This window comes from Streptomyces sp. NPDC026417, from assembly GCF_055567695.1.
The window spans coordinates 422,922-438,881 of the sequence record NZ_JBVHPY010000003.1; the positions used below are offsets into that span (position 1 = coordinate 422,922).

General features: G+C 71.0%; 17 protein-coding genes. 9 read left to right on the plus strand and 8 right to left on the minus strand.

Features of this window, described 5'->3' with window-relative positions; all coding sequences use genetic code 11:
• Positions 1-3: 3 nt before the first annotated feature.
• Positions 4-477 (plus strand): ATP-binding protein, encoded by a 474-nt coding sequence (locus ACZ4NT_RS07155; RefSeq protein ID WP_121407922.1) that lies wholly within the window; start codon positions 4-6, stop codon positions 475-477.
• A 188-nt stretch (positions 478-665) separates the two neighbouring features.
• Here ACZ4NT_RS07155 and ACZ4NT_RS07160 read toward each other — a convergent pair whose 3' ends face one another.
• Both ACZ4NT_RS07160 and ACZ4NT_RS07165 read right to left on the minus strand, forming a co-directional pair.
• Complete coding sequence (locus ACZ4NT_RS07160; RefSeq protein WP_121407921.1) at positions 666-1,097, minus strand: ATP-binding protein; 432 nt, start codon at positions 1,095-1,097, stop codon at positions 666-668.
• Between the two features lie 265 nt (positions 1,098-1,362).
• Positions 1,363-2,556: a PP2C family protein-serine/threonine phosphatase gene (locus ACZ4NT_RS07165; RefSeq protein ID WP_467724024.1), complete on the minus strand. Its 1,194-nt coding sequence runs from the start codon at positions 2,554-2,556 to the stop codon at positions 1,363-1,365.
• 145 nt (positions 2,557-2,701) lie between these two features.
• Between ACZ4NT_RS07165 and ACZ4NT_RS07170 the strand changes: the two genes are divergently transcribed.
• The 6 genes from ACZ4NT_RS07170 to ACZ4NT_RS07195 all read left to right on the plus strand — a co-directional run bounded on the left by ACZ4NT_RS07170 (position 2,702) and on the right by ACZ4NT_RS07195 (position 7,600).
• The gene (locus ACZ4NT_RS07170) at positions 2,702-3,181 is read left to right on the plus strand and encodes a MarR family winged helix-turn-helix transcriptional regulator (RefSeq protein ID WP_467724026.1); all 480 of its coding nucleotides are present in this window, start codon (positions 2,702-2,704) and stop codon (positions 3,179-3,181) included.
• A 430-nt stretch (positions 3,182-3,611) separates the two neighbouring features.
• Positions 3,612-3,986 (plus strand): VOC family protein, encoded by a 375-nt coding sequence (locus tag ACZ4NT_RS07175; protein WP_121408640.1) that lies wholly within the window; start codon positions 3,612-3,614, stop codon positions 3,984-3,986.
• Positions 3,987-4,133: 147 nt separating this feature from the next.
• Entirely contained in the window at positions 4,134-4,715 is a 582-nt protein-coding gene (locus ACZ4NT_RS07180; protein WP_467724028.1) for an RNA polymerase sigma factor, read from the plus strand.
• Positions 4,712-5,731 carry a hypothetical protein gene (locus ACZ4NT_RS07185; RefSeq protein ID WP_467724030.1) on the plus strand — a complete coding sequence of 340 codons (1,020 nt, stop codon included), beginning with the start codon at positions 4,712-4,714 and terminating at the stop codon, positions 5,729-5,731. The genes ACZ4NT_RS07180 and ACZ4NT_RS07185 overlap by 4 nt, the downstream gene beginning before the upstream one ends.
• 241 nt (positions 5,732-5,972) lie before the next feature.
• On the plus strand, positions 5,973-6,413 hold the full coding sequence (locus ACZ4NT_RS07190; protein ID WP_467724032.1) for a GNAT family N-acetyltransferase: 441 nt from the start codon (positions 5,973-5,975) through the stop codon (positions 6,411-6,413).
• Positions 6,414-6,871: 458 nt separating this feature from the next.
• Positions 6,872-7,600 carry an HdeD family acid-resistance protein gene (locus ACZ4NT_RS07195; RefSeq protein WP_467724033.1) on the plus strand — a complete coding sequence of 243 codons (729 nt, stop codon included), beginning with the start codon at positions 6,872-6,874 and terminating at the stop codon, positions 7,598-7,600.
• A gap of 52 nt (positions 7,601-7,652) precedes the next feature.
• Here the strand turns inward: ACZ4NT_RS07195 and ACZ4NT_RS07200 are convergent, their stop codons facing one another.
• From ACZ4NT_RS07200 to ACZ4NT_RS07215, 4 genes are all read right to left on the minus strand, one after another.
• Entirely contained in the window at positions 7,653-8,171 is a 519-nt protein-coding gene (locus ACZ4NT_RS07200) for a GNAT family N-acetyltransferase (protein WP_467724035.1), read from the minus strand.
• 117 nt (positions 8,172-8,288) lie between these two features.
• Entirely contained in the window at positions 8,289-8,366 is a 78-nt protein-coding gene (locus ACZ4NT_RS07205; RefSeq protein ID WP_373287922.1) for a 50S ribosomal protein bL37, read from the minus strand.
• Positions 8,367-8,557: 191 nt separating this feature from the next.
• A complete protein-coding gene (locus tag ACZ4NT_RS07210; protein ID WP_121407914.1) occupies positions 8,558-8,836 on the minus strand; it encodes a hypothetical protein in 279 nt (92 codons plus the stop codon).
• A 459-nt stretch (positions 8,837-9,295) separates the two neighbouring features.
• Positions 9,296-9,931 carry a DUF1345 domain-containing protein gene (locus ACZ4NT_RS07215; RefSeq protein WP_121407913.1) on the minus strand — a complete coding sequence of 212 codons (636 nt, stop codon included), beginning with the start codon at positions 9,929-9,931 and terminating at the stop codon, positions 9,296-9,298.
• A gap of 858 nt (positions 9,932-10,789) precedes the next feature.
• Between ACZ4NT_RS07215 and ACZ4NT_RS07220 the strand changes: the two genes are divergently transcribed.
• The gene (locus tag ACZ4NT_RS07220; RefSeq protein ID WP_121407912.1) at positions 10,790-11,281 is read left to right on the plus strand and encodes a DUF5949 family protein; all 492 of its coding nucleotides are present in this window, start codon (positions 10,790-10,792) and stop codon (positions 11,279-11,281) included.
• A gap of 122 nt (positions 11,282-11,403) precedes the next feature.
• On the opposite strand, the gene ACZ4NT_RS07225 is transcribed toward ACZ4NT_RS07220, so the two are convergent.
• Both ACZ4NT_RS07225 and ACZ4NT_RS07230 read right to left on the minus strand, forming a co-directional pair.
• The gene (locus ACZ4NT_RS07225; protein ID WP_467724038.1) at positions 11,404-12,006 is read right to left on the minus strand and encodes a DUF998 domain-containing protein; all 603 of its coding nucleotides are present in this window, start codon (positions 12,004-12,006) and stop codon (positions 11,404-11,406) included.
• A 230-nt stretch (positions 12,007-12,236) separates the two neighbouring features.
• On the minus strand, positions 12,237-14,999 hold the full coding sequence (locus ACZ4NT_RS07230) for a hypothetical protein (protein WP_467724040.1): 2,763 nt from the start codon (positions 14,997-14,999) through the stop codon (positions 12,237-12,239).
• Between the two features lie 608 nt (positions 15,000-15,607).
• Here ACZ4NT_RS07230 and ACZ4NT_RS07235 point away from each other — a divergent pair.
• On the plus strand, positions 15,608-15,787 hold the full coding sequence (locus ACZ4NT_RS07235; RefSeq protein WP_121407909.1) for a hypothetical protein: 180 nt from the start codon (positions 15,608-15,610) through the stop codon (positions 15,785-15,787).
• The last annotated feature ends 173 nt before the right edge of the window (positions 15,788-15,960 follow it).

The window sequence follows — 15,960 nt, forward strand, 5'->3', positions numbered from 1 at the left end:
CGCATGGATGAGGCTGCCCAGCAGGGGGAGCGGTCGCGGGACGGCGAGTGCGTCAGGGTGTCCGCGGCGTACGAGGGCGTCTCGGGCGACATAGCCCGGGGGCGCGACGTCGCCCGTGAGTTCCTCACTCGGGTGCAGGCCGTGCACGGGTATCCGGTCTCCAGCCGTGCGATGGACCTCGTGCAACTGGTGGTGAGCGAGCTGCTGACCAATGCCTGCAAGTACGCCCCCGGTCCGAATCTGCTGGATCTGGAACTGTCGGAGGGCCGCATCGAGATCACGGTCTGGGACAGCGCTCCGGTGCTCCCGGTGGCCCGGGCCGCCGATCCCGGCCGGGTCGGGCAGCACGGGCTGGAGATCGTCATGGCGGTCAGCCAGAGCTTCGAAGTGCACCGGGAGCCCGTGGGCAAGCGCACGGTGGCCGCGGTGATGCTCGCGGACGACCCGGGCGGAGATGCCGCCGGCCGTCGGCCCTGATCGCGAGCGGCGGCGGTGGACCGGTTCGGCCGTGGCGACGCGCCTGCCGCGGCCGGCTCCGTCATCGACGTACGCGCGGTCTTCGGCGGCCATCGACAACCGCGGTTCCGCTGCCGGCGTTCATCGCACGCCTTTCCTGCGGTGGCGGCCGCCTATTCGACCTGGACGGGTCCGGCCACCCACGGCCTTCACCGAGGAGACGGCAGTCCGGACGCCCACACGATGATCTGGATGGTGGTGCCCACGCCGGGGCCGCTCTCGATGGCGAACTCGTGAACCAGTCGCTTGGTGCCGCCGAGTCCCATGCCCAAGCCGCCGCCGGTGGTGGGGCCGCCGGTGAGGACCTGATCGAGGTCGGGGATGCCCGGCCCGCGGTCGGTGAAGACGAGGCGCAGCCCGCGCCCGCCGCCGGTGGCCACGTGGGCGATCTCCACCTCGCCGCCGCCACCGTGGACCAGGGCGTTGCGAGCCAGTTCGCTCGCCGCTGTGACCAGTCTGGTCTGCTGCACCAGCCCCAGTCCCAGGTCGGTGGCGGCGCGGCGGACCTGCCGCCGTACCCACGCCAGATCGCTGTTCGTTTCGATCGGAAGAGCTGAGATGACGCTGCTGGAGGCCTGCATCAGGGACCTTCCCGGCGACGGCGGGGCGTCGGGCTCGGCGAGGAACTGATGCGCGCAGAGATGCCGTCTGGACCACGCCGCATCCACGGGCGTCGTCGCCGGGTTCAGCACGCCGTCGTGACTCGCTGTTTCTTGTCGTATAACAAACTTTAGTCACGAGAAGCGGCCGTGAACACCAAAACGGCGGCAAGCCTGCATGGCAAGAGTGTGGCCTGCCGTTTGGACTCACGTTCGACGGAGCCCTGCGGAACGCCGGGGGACCGTTCTAACGGCCGGTCGCCGCCGCCTCCGCATCTGTCCGTTGCCCGCGCCAGTCGAGACAGACCACGAGTGCGTCGTCGTCCGGCAGGGACTCGCCCCGGTGGCCGGTCAGCTCGCGCAGCACCGCGCGCGGCACCTCGGCGGCCGGCAGCAGACGGGTGGACAGGATGGCCCGGGCCAGGGCCTTCTCCCCGTACTGCTCGCCGAGCGGTGAGGCCACCGAGTACACCCCGTCACTGACGAAGATCAGCCGGTCGCCCGGTTCCACCTGGAACTCCTGGGTCGCGTAGTCGGTCTCCTCGAACATCCCCAACGGAAGCTGCGCCTCCAGGGCTACCCGCTCGACCACCCCGTCGCGAAGCCGCAGCATCTGCGGGGAGCCGGCGTCGACGACACTGACCCGGCCGGTGGCCAGTTCGAAGTCGAGCATGAGGACGGAGAGGTGGCAGTCGCCGCGGTAGTGGCCGTAGACCGCCTGGTCCGCGAGGGCCGCTTGGTCGGCCAGTCCGATGCCGGCGCGGCGCGCGTTGCGCAGCGCGTTGATTGCGAGGTTCGTCAGCAGGGATGCCTCGATGCCCTCACCCATGCCGTTGGTCACGTACAGCATCAGGTGCTCGGCGGTGGCCGACCAGTCGAAGTTGTCCCCGTAGATCGCGTACGCGGGCTCCAACTGGGCGCCGAGTTCGTACTCGGGCTGGGCGCACGAACGGCCGGGCAGCAACTGCCACTGCATCTCGGCCGCCAGTGTCAGCCGGTCCTTGCGTCGCGCCTGCAGATACACGTCGGTGTCCCGTGATGCCACGACCACCTGGTGGGCGAGCATCTCGGCGATCTCGATCAGTTCGGGGAGGCACTGCTCGCAGTGCTCACCGCCGGGGAGGGTGATCGACAGGACGCCGAGCCGGTCGCCGCGGACGGTGACCGGCAGGTGGGCGCGCACCAGGCCGCCGCCGCTCTCCTCCACGTAGGCGGACTGCGCCCCGAAAGCCCGCCCCGCCGGACTGTTGTGCACCGAGATGGGCTCCAGGGTGTGCGGCAGCACCGACACCGGCTGCAGCACCGTCAGGCCGTAGTCCGCCAGGAAGAGCTCGACGGAACGGGCCGCGTACTGCTCGGTGAGCACGCCGCGCACAGCGTCCAGCAACTGGTGGGGCGCCGCCGTGCGCAGGGCCCGCTCAGCTTTCACAAATCTGTTCACGATGATGGGATAAGCCTATTCTTTTACGGACAGCCGTGCCGCGAACGCGGCGAAGCCGTCCCCGGCCCGATCGGGCCGGGTCTACTGTGGACGGGAGTCGGCCGGCCCCTGGCGGGCCGACCGCACCTGACGAGCCTGCGAGAGTGTGACCGTGACTTCACCGCCCCGACAGCCCGCCGAGGTGGCGCGACTGACCTCGCAGGCGGCGGAGCTGCTGGAAGTCCTGTGGAGCCGGGCCTCCACCGCCCCCGTCTCGCCCTCGCAGCTGCGCGTGCTGTTCGTTCTCGAACACCACGAGGGCATCAATCTGAGGACGCTCGCCGAGATCCTCGGATCCACGCCGCCGTCGACGAGTCGGCTGTGCGACCGACTGCAGGCCGTCGGATTCATCCACCGCACCCCCAGCGCCACCAGCCGTCGCGAACTGTGCCTGTTCACGACCCCCCGCGGGCGGGCGTTCCTCTCCGGGCTCCGCTCCGACCGCCAGGCCCAACTGCAAGCCGTCCTCGCGCAGATGCCCGCCGACCAGCGGGCCGCCCTGCTGGACGGCCTCGACGCCTTCTGCGGCGCCGCGGCCTCACAACTGCGCGAAGGCGACGGCTCGGCCCGGTTGAAGACGGCCTGAACACCGGCACGCACGGCGCGCAGCCGCGCCGCGGACCGACGCCCGCCGACGTCGACGGCGAACCCCGCCCGCCACCGGAACATCCCGATCCCCCCCCCCGCATCCGGTCCGCATGTTGTTGCCGAACAGTCATTATTGCCGAACGACAACTATAGGGCGGTGCTCGGACAGCTTCTCCGGCGGATCGGATTTGCCGACGGGGGAGGGACCGTGGCACCGGCGACGCGTTGTCGCCGTCCTCCGGATCCAGTAAGGTCCCCGGTCGTGAACACCGGAACGGCATTGCGCCACACACGGATCGGCTATCCGGTGGAGGACTGACCGCTCGGCGGGTGCGCCGAGCGCGCCCCCACGGTTCGGCACGAGGACCTCCCCCTGCTCAGGCACCGAGAGTCCGTCCACCATGCCGAGCAGCAGCGAGGTCAGCCGTATGACAGTCACGTTCAACCACACCATCATCGCCGCCAGGGACCGCAACGAGTCGGCCCGGTTCTTCCGAGAACTGCTGGAACTCCCGGAAGCACCGTCCTGGGGCCCGTTCACCAACATCCAGCTCAACGACGGCGTACTCCTTCAGTTCGCCGAGCCGCCGGTCGAGATCCAGATGCAGCACTATGCGTTCCTGATCGACGACGAACTCTTCGACCGCGCGTACCAGCGACTGTGCGACAGGGGCATCGAGCACTGGGCCGACCCGCAGATGCGGCGCCCCGGTGAGATCAACCACGAACACGGCGGCCGAGGCGTCTACTTCAAGGACCCGGCCGGCCACGCGCTCGAGCTGATCACACGCCCCTACCTCTAGCCGGGACGGTCCGTGGGCGGGCGTCGGAACGTGATGCCCGCCCACGGCCCCTCGAAGGCCCGGATCGACGGCCGGCCGCGAACGGCTCGGGGCTCCGGCGCCAAGTAGGGGTGAGACCGCCGTCCGGCGGTCGGAGAGGGAGGGCTCGTGACACCGGACGAACGGGACGGCCCCGGCACCGGCGGCGCCGTGACGGACGAGGAACTGCTCACCCGGGCCCGGCGCGACGCCTCGGCCTTCGAGCCACTGGTGCGACGTCATTCGGCGGCCCTGCACGGCTACTTCAACCGGCGCGCGCCAGGCGCCGCGGACGATCTGCTGGCCGAGGCCTGGCTCCAGGCGTACACCGCGCGCCACGGCTTCGACGCGGACCGCGGTGCCGCGCGGGCCTGGCTGTTCGGCGTGGCCAGGAACGTTCTGTCAGCGCACTGGCGGCGCATCGAGCGGCAGCGCTCGGGGCCGCAGAGCGGCGGCCGCGACGATCCGTGGGAGGCGGTGGACGCGCGACTCGACGCGGCGGCGGTGGCGCCGCAGCTACGCCGACTGCTCGGACAACTGCCGTCGGACGAACGGGAACTGCTGCTGCTGGTGGCGTGGGAGCAGCTGACGCCCGGGGAGGCGGCCTCGGTGGTCGGCATCCCCGCCGGCACGGCCCGCTCGCGTCTGCACCGCGCTCGGAACCGGCTGCGCGCCGGCCTTCCCCTGAAGCTGACAGGAGACCTGGCATGAGTGAACGTACGGAACACACAGGCGGCGCCGAGCACCAGGAGCGCCTCGAAGGCTCGGGCGCCACCGGCCTTCTCGACTTCCCCGGAGCCGCGGAACTCATCGCGGCCGGTGACGTGGCCGGACCCACGGCCGGCGTGGTCGCCGCCGCGCAGGCGGCGGTGGCAGCGGCGGCACACGACGAGGCGCGTCTCCGTGCGGGCAGCGGGACGACTGCGGCCGCGGCGACGGTCACAGGCCCCCGCGCCGGGGCGTTCCCGCGCCGCCGCAGGGTGCTCGTGGCCGCCGCGGCGGTTGCCGCGATCGCCGCCGGAACAGTGGCGTACCCCGTACTCGACCTGGGCGGCGAGGCGACCGCGACGGCGTCGGCAGGCGAATTCCTGGACGAGATGGCACGAGTCGCGGCCGAGGGCCCGGTGTCGCGGGCCCCGTACTGGAAGGTGCGGGTCGCGACGGAGAACCAGGACGACGGGAAGCGGACGGACACGCGCTGGTTCGACCGCAAGGGCCAGGTCTGGTGGCTCGCGCCGGACGGCACCGTCGTGGGGCCCCCGGCCGGAGGGGCGGGCAAGGTCAAGCGGTGGCGGGTGGGCGACGCATGGCTGACCTGGCCGCAGATCGGCAGACTGCCCACCGAGCAGCGGGCACTCGAAGCCCGTTTCCCGAAGAACGCCCGGGCCCGGCTCGACCAGGTCACGCTCATGCTGGAGGACTCACCGGCGGGCCCGCACCTGCGCGCGACGCTCTTCCGGATCCTCGCCGACATCCCCGGCATCAAGCTCCTCGGTGAGGTGAAGGACAGCAGGGGACGCAGCGGCGTCGCGGTCGAGGCCACTCGGAAGATCACCGGGTACACCGCGGACACGGAGAAGCCGGTGCAGCAGTTGACCGACGACCGCTACATCGTCGACCCCAGGACGGGGCTCCTGCTGGAGACGATCCACCGGATCCGCGGCCAGGAACTCCCCGCCGAGCACTGGACGTGGCTGGAGGTGGGGCCGGCCTGGCACATCAAATAGGAACCGTCCGGCCCCAGGGAGCCAGCGGCGCCTTCCTTCGGTCACAGGCGCTGTACGTCTGAGCGCGCCGAACCCCGGCTCGGCGGGACACCGTTCCTGCCGAGCCGGACCGACGTCGTCGCCGTCCCCGGCAGGCCGGCGCGGCGCTGGCCGATCGGCGGCGGCGCAGGTCGTGAAGGCCGCTTGCGCAGGCACCGCAATCCGCTTGCCGTCGAACGAGCACCTGGGATTTCCTGTGTCGATGTTCGACCTACACATCCAGCAGCCCGGTGACGACGCGGCCCTCAGGGACTGGCAGCACGTCCACAACTCGATCATCCCCACCCACCCGCTCTCCCTGGCGGATGTCCGGGACCGCGCGGAGCGTCATCACATCGAAGTCGCCTACCTCGACGGCCGGCTCGTCGGGTGCAGCACGGTACGACCGCCCACGGACGAAACGGCCACCTCCACCGTCATATCCCGCGTGCTCCCGGCGCACCGAGGACGGGGATTCGGTACCGAACTCTACGTACGAGGGCTCACCGAGGCCCGGAGACTCGGTGCCGAGGTGATCGAGACGGTGGTCCTCTCCAGCAATGAGGACGGGCTGCGCTTCGCGCTGAAGCACGGGTTCGTCGAGACCGAACGGTACCTTCTGCCGGGCGACACGATCCCCTGGATCGACCTGCGGCTTGCCTGAGGACGACCGCGGTCGGCGGGCGCCTTCGAGCACCGGCCCCGATCCAGCCCGGCACGGGATCGCGGCGTCGCCACGGAGTGGCCCGCCGGCCCCGTGCCGCTGCGTGTTCCGGGCCGGGCCGGCCCGGCGCGTGCCGAGCGCGAGTGCGAGAACACTGCGATGCTGAGGGAGGAAGCGCTGCTCCTGGCCCGGCATCGACGGACAGTGGTGGTGAGCTCCGCGGCAGACGTCGACGAGATCGATGCAAGGCGGGCCGCACCGTCAAGTGCGGCCCCCTCGCGGACGATGCGTGGCCCCTGCCCATCCCGCCGCCCCGGAGTTCCGGGCGACTCACCCGCCGCGGGTGAGCGAGTCGTTCCCGGCACGCGGGACGGCGGAGCGGTCGCCCACCCCCTCGTGTCATCCCTCCGCCCTCGCCGACGGTCCGGTCGCAACGCTCGGCAGCGCGAGGAGGAGCCATGACGATGTCGCGAGGTCCGGCACCGCACACCGGACCGGAACACGAACCCGACGCGCCGGCTCCCGGTGGCGCAGGCGTCCAGGCCGGTCCCGGCCCGGCTCCCGGGGGCGCCGGCGTCCAGGCCGGTCCCGGCCCGGCCGGGGATCCCGCGGACGTACTGAAGCGGCTCGGCCGCTCCTGGACCTGGATCCTCGGCTCCGCGATCGCCACCCTGGTGCCGGGCATCCTGATTCTGGTCTGGCCGGACGAGACCCTGCACGTCCTGGCCGTCCTCATCGGCCTGTACCTGCTGGTCACCGGACTGTTCCGCTTCGTGGCCGTCTTCGCCGGGGAAGGTCACGGCGAACGGATCCCGGGACTGCTGCTGGCCGTGCTGTACGTCCTGGCCGGGGTGCTGTGCCTGCGGAACCCGTTGCAGACCATCGCCGCGCTGTCGCTGATCGTCGGGCTGATGTGGCTCGTGTCCGGCATCCTCACCCTCTACACGGCCCTCGCGGTCAAGGACCTGCCGCACCGCTGGGTCCTCCTGGCGGTCGGTGTGCTCGGTATCGTCGCGGGAATCGTCGTACTCGCCCTGCCGACCGAGTCCGCTCGCGCTCTGACCCGGCTGCTCGGCCTGTGGCTGGTCCTGCTCGGCCTGGCCGAGGCGGCGGTCGCACTCGCCTGGCGGGCTGCCCTCCGCAGGAGCCACCTCACGGGCCCAAGCGGCCCTGATCTCACGGCCTGACGCCGGTCGCCCGCCGCACCGCGCGAGCGGTGTCCTGAGGTCCGGCGGCCCGCTAGGGGGCGTCGGCGTGTGCCGTCGTGCCGGTCCAGACGATCTCGAAGTGCCTGACGCGTTCGTCCTGGCCCGCAGGTCGCATGCCGGCGGCCGTCATGACGTGGTGCGAGGCGATGTTGTCGTGGTCGGCGTCGCCTCGCACGCGGGTGACGCCGCGTGCCCGAGCGAAGAGCAGCAGCTCGCGGAGCGCCTCGGCGGCGTAGCCCTGGCCTCTGGCAGCCGGGACGAGGCCGTAACCGATCGTGACGCTGCCGCTCGCGTCCGCGGGGCCGTGGAAGCCGAGGCCGCCGATCGCCAGGCCGTCCTCGAGGCGACGGATCTCGTAGTTGCCGAACGGCTGGGGATCACCGGTGTCCGCGCAGGTGCCGAGGAAGCGGCGGGCGGCGAACAGATCCCCTTGGGCGGGGTAACCGGGTGCCCATCGGCCTCCGTCGTCGGGCCCTCCCGCCACCACTCGCTCGGCCTCGCTGAGGGTCATCGGATGAAGCACGAGCCGCGCTGTCACAAGATCGCTCATGGCAGCGAGGAGTATCACGCAGGGCGACCGCATCGCACTCGCATTATCCGGACGGGCAAGGAAAAGGCCGGGGGGCATGAGCCCCGCCGGCCTGCCGACAACGGTCGCCGGCCGAGCCTAGGACTGAGGCCGCTTGCCGTGGTTCGCGGCGTGCTTGCGCCTGCTCTTCTTCTTCCGGCGTCGCTTCGAGGACATGGCAACCTCCCTCACTCGCGGGACATCAGAAATCCTGCAGAAACCGCGATCCACACTGACACAATTGACATATCGCCGCGATTCGGCTCGATGGCGAGCGTTCCGCATCGAGGCGCGGGTCCACGTTCCCCCCGCGAGACGCAGTCGTGACCGGCACCGATCACTCTGTCCAGGCGCAGGAGGGCTCAGGCTCAGCCCTCGTAGGCAGAGGGAGGGAACGGGGCCCGGGACCGCCGAGTGGTCATGCCCGAAGGCATCTCACCGATGCGGACCTGCCGGGCCACCTCCTCGCGTGCCTCCAGGTACGCGGCGTCGGGGTCATCGGCCGGGCCGCCCGGCAGACCGGCCTCCTGCCGGTCGCGCTGCGTGCGCCTCTGGAGTTCCTCGTCGTCCGCCCGCCGCGGCATGCCCCTGCTGTGGCCGGTGTCCGGATCGCCTTCGACAGCGCGGTTGGACTTGTGGTGCGTCATGGGCCGTCTCCTCGAATGACCGCCCGGGCGTCACGTGCCCGGGCTTCCCGCGGTGCTGCTCGTTCCGGGCCGGGTCGCCCTCGTCCTACTGCACCCCCATGTCCATGCACGTCATGCGGTTCTCGTCGCCGCAGAGCAGCTCGGCGACGGTCCTGGCCGGCTCCGTCCTGCCCGCAGGGTCAGCGGTGCCGGCGAGGACCCGGTGAGGAGGCGCCCGATCGGCACACGCCGGACGGCGGGCAGGGATGCTTTCGGTGGCGTTGCGTCCCCTCCACCCTTTCGCGGCCCCCATGCCTGCGCAACCGGAACGGGAACCCGCCGCAGGGGCCGGGCGTGCCGTCGGCTTCTCACGGCCGGGCCGGGAGGGAAGTCGCTGTCGACAGAAGCCCGTTGATCGACGGGAGATCGTCCGCGAGCCGCAGTTCCCGGGCTTCGCCCCGAGGGGTGGGCGACCGGGTGTCAGTCGCTCACGATGCCCACGACGACGTTGATGGCCGTCGCGAGAATGCCGGTGCCGAACACGTACGACAGCAGGGAGTGCCGGAGCACCGTCGAGCGGATCGCGGAACTGGAGACGTCGGTGTCGGACACCTGGTAGGTCATTCCGAGGTTGTAGCTGAAATAGAAGAAGTCGCGGTACGAGGGCGGGTGCTTGGAATTGAAGTCGATTCCGCCGTTGTCCTGGTAATACGTGCATGCGTAGCGGGTGGCGTACATCAGGTGCAGCGCGGACCAGGCCATGAAGACGCCGCCCAGGGCGGTGACCGCCGCGGCGTGACCGTCGTCGGCCCTGCCGCCACGCAGAAGCAGGAGCACGATCGCGAACAGCCCGCACAGGGCCACGGCGACCACCGCGATCTCGTCGGTCGCGGGCCGGAAATCCTCGCGCCGCGCGTTGCGGCGGGTGGCCGCCGCATCCATGGGCCACAGCACCAGCCAGCCCGCGAGGACGAAGACCAGCTCCGTCGCGGCGATTCCGGTCAGCAGGCCCAGCAGCACGTCCTCCGTCAGCGCGACGATCACGCCGACCACGGCGCCGAGGACCACCGCGCCCGTGAGGCGGGGCACCGCGTCCAGGGGGAGCTTCATCGTCATGCAGGGCGACGTTAGCCTCGTTCCGGCCGGTCGGCCCGACGCAACGCGGTGGGGGGCCCGGACCTCCGCACGTCGCACAGAGGCCTTGGGGCGCCGCTGCCCCGTCAGCGGGACGGGCACTCGGGCCCTCGCCGTACGGCGGCACCGAGGTCCTTGATCATGCCGTGGACGCGGACGGCGCAAGCGCCGTTCGGACTCGGGTGCAGGTATGGATGGTCGTGCTGCCGCCGGCTTCGATCTGCCGTATGCGCAGCACGCCGCTCTTGTCGTCGTAGGTGACGTCCAGCCGCTGTCCGGCACCGGCGTCGGAGTGCCCGGGCGCTTGCCGGGGCAAGGACAGGCCGACGGAACCGCCCACGGTCCGGGGCATGTTGGTGGCCGCGGCGTCGGCCAGGTCGTCGGGCCTGCCCGGCGAAATCCGGTGCCCGCAGGGCCGGTCGACGAGTTGTTGTGGGCCGGTGGCAGGTCACTCGACCTTCGAGACCCGGTAGCCGACTCCGCCCTTGACGGGGTAGCCCGACCCCAGGCACACGAGGTCGTTCAGCCATGCGTACCGAGATCGTCGACGTCCCTCGTCCGGGAATCCGCCGTCATGGTCATGAGCCTTCCCCTCTCGTAGGAAGACGTGCTCCTCGTTCCGCCCGGTCGATCCGGGGCCGCAGGGCGGTGAGCGGCTCGCCGTGTGGCCGTTGGTCGGTCGGAGGTTCGACCGGGCTGCGCAGACGGGCGGACGCGGCCATGCACGCCCGGCCGCGGCCGTCCTCCGTCGTCCTTCGTTCGTGTAGAGGACTCCCGCGATGTCGCCCGGTCGGGTGAACGGGGCAGAGGGTGTCGTCGTGGCGCCGATACGGTCACGCGGTGACCTCCAACTCCACAGAAACGCGCCCCGTACGCTCCGCGGAACTGGGCACCTTCGTTGCCATGTCCTGGAGCCGGGAAACCCCCAAGGGCTCCATCCCCTACGTTCTCGCCTTCTCCCTCGGCGACGGCGAGAACGGCCCCGAAGGCTCCTCGGCCGCCGTCGAACAATTGCTGCACAACGCCGGACTCTCCGTCGACGAGGGACTGGTGGACGCCGGCACCCGGCCGAGCCTGCCGATCAGCCTGCTCGTGGTCGAGGGTTCGACGGTCCTGACCATGCCGCAGGTCAACGCGCAGATCGTTCCGTCGGGGGAGTGGATGGCGGCGATCGCCGAGCGCGGCTGCGCCTGCCTCATCCTGACCACGCGCCCCTGGCCCGGCGGTGAACTGACCGACAACGACGCACTGGCCGCCTTCGCCAACGACGAGGCGACCTTGAAGGCGGCCGCCAGCGTGGTGCTGCCGGCCCGCAAGCTGCGCGACCGCTGACGCAGCCCCCTTCGGCGCCTCCGCATCCCCGGCGGTCGACAGGGCCTTGGCTCCCTACCCCGGCACCGCATTCCCCGCACGCCTGAGCGACGTGGACGTCCGGCGTCCGCGTCCGCTCGCGGTCAGGCCGGCGGCTCGTTCGACCGCAGGGCCTGGAACATGCACGAGGCGACGACCACGAAGGGCCACGAGGACTGGATGGCTGTCACGAAGCGCTCGGCCACTCCGCTGGCGCCCTGACGCTGTGTTTCGACGAGGAACCAGGCCGCCCCGAGAAGCATGACCCCGGTCGCCGTGACCGAGGGTGCGCGGCGCAGGGCCCACGGGGCGTTGGCGCGGCCTTCGGAGGCCAGGACGGGCCACACCGCAAGAAGCGTGAATCCGATGACCGCCACGGTGCCGTGGCGCAGGGAACCTCCACTGCTCGGGGCGGGGACCACGGCCACCAGCAGCGCGGCGACTCCGCCGCCCGCCAACGCGAGCCGCCCCGCCGCCGCGACCGAGCGGAGTCCCCAGGCGGTCAGGAGATGGCAGACGCCCAGCGACAGCAGGGCCGTGGTCATCACCCAGAAGCCTGCCGCGCCGTAGGTCGCCAGGATGCTGATCGTCTGCGTGACCGGGTTGTAGCCGGGTCCTTCCAGCCGCGCGGCGACCACCCAGCCCGAGATGAAGACGAGCGGGGCGCACGCCGACGAAGCGAGCGCCCACTTTGACACGTTGTGCACCTGCTCACGGTATAAGTCCGAGACGGAGGCCCGGCTGAAGGGCGTGAAGTTCGTCGGGTGTGTCCTGTGCGCACACGGAGTCCGGGCCCCGCGACGCTGCGCCCGGCTCGTTCCGGACGCCGGTGCAGGCCGCTTCGGACAGCACCGGGGGCGTGAGTGTGCGTACCCCGGCCGCCGGAACGGCAGGGTGCCTCCGCACCCGCCGAGGCGGGTGCGGAGGCACCGGCGGTTCAGGGCTTGTAGCCGAGGACGAAGGTGACCGGGCTGCCGCTGGCCGGGTTGCCCGCCGTACTGGGCTTGGCGAGCGAGTAGACCGGCGCGTTCACCGCGCCCAGCGCGTCCAGTGCGGTCTGCTGGTCGGCCGCGGCTCCGTAGTACAGATCGAAGCTGCCCGACGTGCCCGGCTGACCCGCCACCGCGTCGACCGGTACGTCGACGTCCAGCAGGGTCCCCTGGTCATAGGGGCCGGCGTCCGTGAACGAGCCGCTCTGATGCAGCCACGGGCGGCCGGTCAGCGGGTTGGGCCCGGCAAGCCCGTCGTCGCTGGCGAACACCACGCGGTCGTGGTCGGCCTTGAGCGTGACGTACTCGTTCAGCGGTGTCGGCTCCACGTCCCAGTCGACGACCCGCCGGTACACCACGGACGGCTGGTCACCCGGAGGGGCCTCCGAGGCGATGGTGACCTTCACGTCGTACAACTCGGGCCGGGCGGACGGGCGGTACTCGTGGGTGACCGTGATCGGATAGTCGGTGCCCACCAGCCGTACGACGGACTTCGCCGTGGTGGGCGTGGTCGTGAACTCCACGATCTCCGCGTTGCCGGAGAGCCCCTGGACGCCGTGCGACCAGCCCGCCCACTGGCCCACGCCGCCGGGCGGTGTCACCTCGATGCCCCAGCCCTCGCAGAAGCAGCCGGCGACCGAGACGCCCTCGTAGTTGGTCGGCTTGTGGCGCAGTCCCAGGTCGGTGGTGCCATTGCCGGCGCTGGGCCGCCCGCTCGGGGTGATCAGGTTGCCGCCCGGCTGGACGCCGATCTCCACCTCGGTGGCGGCGCCGCCGATGCTGCCGCCGAAGAGACTGGTGTACTTCGTCTCCCAGCGGCCCTCCTCCTCGTCCTCGTCGGGCAGGCCGTGGCTCAGCAGCAGGGTGACTCGAAAGCAGTCACGGCCGCCGATCCGGGTGTCGAGCGTCTTGTCCTCCTCGCGGGCGCTGACGTCGTCGGCGTAGCAGCGCTTGGGGATCTGCTGCCAGTCCACCACCGTGAAGGTGAGCCGCCGGTCGTCGTCCTGCATGGTCCGTACGGCCATGTTCCACAGCTTGGAGGGATCGGCCTGGCCCACCAGGTCCACGAAGTGCGCGCCGCCGCCGTGCACGGTGTACGAGCCGGACGCCACGCCTGTGTCGGCGGGGAGCCGGACGGTCTCGTGCGCCGGGCGGGGGACGGCGAAGGTGGAGTCGGAGCCGGTGCCCTGGAGCTGCGAGCACCAGACCGGCACGTCCTTGTCGGCGTAATGCCAGTAGGTTCCGTAGTCGGCCGCACTGCCGCCGCCGCACAGCTGGTAGTTGGCGATCCAGTAGTCCTTGAACTGCGTGTGCGGGTCGCTGTGGTAGTCGTCCTCGATCATGTCGCGGATCTGGGTCTTGGCGTCCGGGAACCAGGCGTCGTCGATCCGCTCCCAAGTCCGCCGGATCGAGTCGCGGCCGAGCCGCTCCTCGATGAACTCGGCGAAAATGAAGGTCCCGTACTGATGACCCGACCCGAACTCGTCCTGGTGGGTGAGGTCGAGCCCCGGTCGTGCGAAGTAGTTGTCCAGCGCCTTGGCGTACTTCGCGTTGCTCGCGGCGGGCACGGTGCTGTCGTTCTGCATCGCCTGATGGGCGGCCCACTCGGCACTGCCCTCCATCCAGGCGTTCAGATCGAAGGGGTTGAAGACGAGTCCGATGCCGATGTAGCCGTACTGCATGGTGTGGAACAGCTCGTGCCGCGGCAGGTAGAACTCGTCGGCCTCGTGCCCCGCGCCGTAGTCGGTACCGATATGGATGACGTTCTCGTCGGCGACCTCGTACGGCTGGACGAAGCCGACGCCGCTGTCCACGTGCGGCGAGCCGAGGAAGACGGCGACCTTCCTGTCACTGTCCTGCCGCGGGTGGTAGCCCAGCGTCGACGTGTAGGTGGACCAGGACACCTCCAGGGAGCGGGAGAGGCGTTCGACGTAGTTCGGTACGTCGTTGCCGGCCACGTCGCCCTGTGCCGGGTCGCCGGCGCCGTCGTAGGTGTCGACGTTGCGCACACCCGTGGTGCGGTAGAAGACCGAGAAGTTGGCCGTCTGGTGCAGACACTGGAAGTCGCCCGGCAGGCTGCGCTGTTGGCACTCCGCCGTCGCCGTCGGAGCGAGCTCCGGGGCCGCGCGGCTGATGAAGGGCGCGAGGAGGTCGGCCCGGTCCAGCTCGTTCTTGACCGAGTTGCGGATCGGGTGGCCCAGCCTGACCAGCTCCCGGCCGAGCACCATGGCCAGGATCTGGCGCTGCTCCTGGGGCACCTTGGCGGTGTCGCGGTAGCGCGCGGGTATGCCACCGCGGTAACCGAGCGTCGCGTAGGCGTGGTTGATGAACGCCTCTTCGTTGAGACTGCCGCTCTGCAGGTCCTCCAGGAGGGCGCGAATTCCTGGTTCGAATCCTGCGTAGCTGACCGGGCCGGGCGGGTCCGGGGGTGTCTCGCCCGGCTGCTTGTTGGTCAGCGGCTGCGGATCGTACTCGGGAACCTGGTACTTGGGCTTCGGCTTGGAACGGGCGGCGGGGCCCGACTTGGCCGTGGGGCCACCCTCGGCGGTGGATGTGACCGGTGTGCCGTCCGCCGACGGCACACCGGCGGTGGCGGGCGACTGGAAGGCGGTGACCGACAACAGCAGGGCCGCGATCACGGCGAGCAGGCGGCCGCTGTGCGCGCGGCGCGCAGGTCTGTGCCGTAAAAGGCCGGGTATGAAGCGCCACATGGCGAGTTCCCCCCAGAATCTCGACGGCCCCCGCGGACGGGACGTCCACTCGGGCGACCGCTGGGTCAGGTGGTGCAGGGGGAGGCTAGGGGATACCTGACCGAATCTGTCATGACTCGGTCAGGCCATGGGTTCTGGTCAGCGGGCACTATCCCGACATGGTCCGAGCGGTCTGCCGGCCCCCTACGGCGCGGTGACACGTAGGTCAGGGGCCCGATGTGGACTACGGGGACGGCCCGCGGCCCATCGATTCCCCGGTGGGGGTGGGCGCCCGCCCGCACTCTGGGGGAGTGCGTGAGGGACGGATGGCGTAGGTGATGTGGGTGGGCGCGGGGGTTCCGCCATGGCCACGCCGGACGGCCTCACTGCTCGCCGTGGTGTGCGTCGGCCTCGGGGCACCACACGTCGCTCAGCGCAGTGAGGCACTGGGAAGGAAGGTGACTCCGATGGAGAGGCCAACACCGCTGGGTCCGGACGTAGGCCGGCTGCGGGAGAGCGAGACATCGCCCCGTCAGCCGCGTTGATCAAGGCTGCCGTGTGGGAACCGCCGTCGACCGGAGTCGGTCTTGAGGAACGACGTTGCATGCGCGTGGGGGAGGGCAGGTCCGGTGGCTGTCGTAGTGATGCTCGGGGTGTTGGTGGTTGTCCTGGGCGGATGCGCATGCGTGGTCTGGGCGGAGCGGGGTGGGCCCCGATGGGCCCGCGTCGTGGCCAAGGTGACGCTCGTGGCCGGTGAGCTGGCGCGCAGCTCGGGGAGCAGCAGCCGCCGGGGGAGCGACGACGACTGACCCCGGACGAACGGGCCGGCCGGATGGCGAGTGACGGCCGAAGGCCCGTGCCGGGCGCCACGGTTGTGGGCGTGGCACAGCGGTGCGTACTCACCGCCACGGTGAGGCACGCCTGCCGACGGTTTCTGTCCCGCCACGAGGGAGGTGGGTGCGGCGGCGCGTACGGGACGGAT